This window comes from Cetobacterium somerae ATCC BAA-474 (assembly GCF_000479045.1).
Classification (GTDB): Bacteria; Fusobacteriota; Fusobacteriia; order Fusobacteriales; family Fusobacteriaceae; genus Cetobacterium_A; species Cetobacterium_A somerae.
The window spans coordinates 1-1,877 of record NZ_KI518097.1 but is presented as its reverse complement, the minus strand read 5'-3'; the positions used below and the strand labels follow the sequence as shown (position 1 = coordinate 1,877).

At 26.4% G+C, this 1,877-nt stretch carries 2 protein-coding genes and 1 riboswitch; both genes read left to right on the top strand.

The annotated features are described in order from the left end of the window. The first annotated feature begins 199 nt into the window (after positions 1-199). On the top strand, positions 200-457 hold the full coding sequence (locus tag HMPREF0202_RS03240) for an ATP synthase subunit I (protein WP_023051954.1): 258 nt from the start codon (positions 200-202) through the stop codon (positions 455-457). A gap of 74 nt (positions 458-531) precedes the next feature. Continuing rightward, a riboswitch (cobalamin riboswitch) is annotated at positions 532-706 on the top strand. A gap of 56 nt (positions 707-762) precedes the next feature. Further along, positions 763-1,680 (top strand): sirohydrochlorin cobaltochelatase, encoded by a 918-nt coding sequence (locus HMPREF0202_RS03235; protein WP_023051953.1) that lies wholly within the window; start codon positions 763-765, stop codon positions 1,678-1,680. The last annotated feature ends 197 nt before the right edge of the window (positions 1,681-1,877 follow it).

Below are 1,877 nucleotides of genomic sequence, written 5' to 3'. Positions count from 1 at the left end.
GCTTTGCGTCATAAAGTTTCCCTTATTTTGCCACAGTTATTATATTTTATATAAAAATAATATAATAAAATCAATAAAAAGTCAATATTTCTCTTGAAATATTAAAAAATAAAAAAAAAGCAAGGAAAAATATTTTTTAATGGTAAATATTGATAAATAATAGCGAAAATATATAAAGCTATAAAAGGAGGAGAGCATTATGATTATTGCATTTATAGGTGGAATTATTTTAGGTTTTTTATTTTTTTATAGTTTAAATTTTGGTACTAATGAAATTAAAAAATTTAAAAATCCTTCATTATTTATTTTTGTGACTTCACTACTAAGAATTTTTCTTCTTTTAGTTGGATTTTATTATTTAGCTCAAAATAGTGGTCATAGATTTTTTGCAGCTTTAGTAGGAGCAATTTTATCAAGAGTTTATATAGTTTATTTTTATAAAAACAAAAAAAAATAATATCAATATAATATATAAATAAATAAAGTAGTATTCTTTTTTTATAAAATGATTGAAAAAAAAACATGTTAGTGATAATATACCTCTGTAATGGTTCTAAAGATTAAAAGGGAATTAAGTGAAAAACTTAGACGGTCCCGCCACTGTAAAGAGGACGAAAGTATAAAAACCACTGAATATTTTTATTTGGGAAGGGATACGAGTAGGATGAATCTAAGTCAGGAGACCTGCCATTATAAAATCTGCGAGGACGGAGAAGAGGAGACTCTTCTTCCAAATTAAATTATATTTGGGAGGATATTTCTATGAAAAAATTATTATTATCATTATTTTGTTTATCTACTGCTTTATTATTAGCTCATGGAGAAGAAGCTTTTGAAGATGCTGAGTTTTATACTGGTGGGAAAAGTGCAGTTGTCATGACACACTTTGGAACTACTCATTCAGACACTAGAGCTAAAACTATCGATGCAATTAATCAAAAAGCTCTAAAAGCTTTTGATGGAAAAGCAGATGTATTTGAAGCATATACATCTAGAATTGTAACTAAGAGAGTGGCAGCAAATGAGGGAATAAAAAAATATAGTCCAAGTGAAGTATTAGTATCTTTAAAAAAACAAGGATATAAGAATGTAATTATACAACCAACAAATGTAATTGATGGTGTAGAAATGGAATCAATAAAAAAAGAAGCTCAACTTCATGCAAAAGATTTTAATAATTTGAGAGTTGGAGATGCTTTACTAAGTGATCCTCATCATTATGAAGATACAATTAATGCTGTTATGAAGACAGCAGGACTTTTAAATAAAAAAGAAGCTGTAGTTTTAGTAGGACACGGAACATATAATTCAGCAACATCAGCTTATGCAATGTTTGATTATATGGCTAAAGATATGGAAAAACCAATTTATGTTGGAACTGTTGAAGGATATCCAACTTTTGAAACTGTAGTAAAACAACTTAAAAAGGATAACAAAAAAGAGATTGTTTTGATGCCAATGATGTTTGTTGCAGGAGACCATGCTAAAAATGATATCGCAGGAGAATGGAAAGAGAATTTAGAAAAAGCAGGATTTAAAGTTAAAGTTAAGCTTATTCCACTTGGTGAAATTCCTGAAATTCAAGATATGTTTGTTGGAAATGCAAAGTTTCTTGAAAAACATAAAAGTATAGATATTATAGATAAAAAGGCAGGATACGCAAAAAGTAAAGATTTATAAAAAATGAGCTCCATCTCTATGGTTTTGAGATGGAGCTTTTTTATTTATTAAAAACTCTTCTAAAAAATTTTATAAATTCTGAAAAGACTATTATTGATAAACTAAAAGATATAATCTTTAAATATTCTATATAATTTAAATAATTTAAAGAGAAAAAATTTCTTAAAAATATAGATATAAAAATCTGAATAATAATA

What these genes read in the sequence shown, in the direction of transcription:
- HMPREF0202_RS03240 (WP_023051954.1), top strand. Translation starts at nt 200, where the DNA reads ATGATTATTGCATTTATAGGTGGAATTATTTTAGGTTTTTTATTTTTT.
- HMPREF0202_RS03235 (WP_023051953.1), top strand. Translation starts at nt 763, where the DNA reads ATGAAAAAATTATTATTATCATTATTTTGTTTATCTACTGCTTTATTA.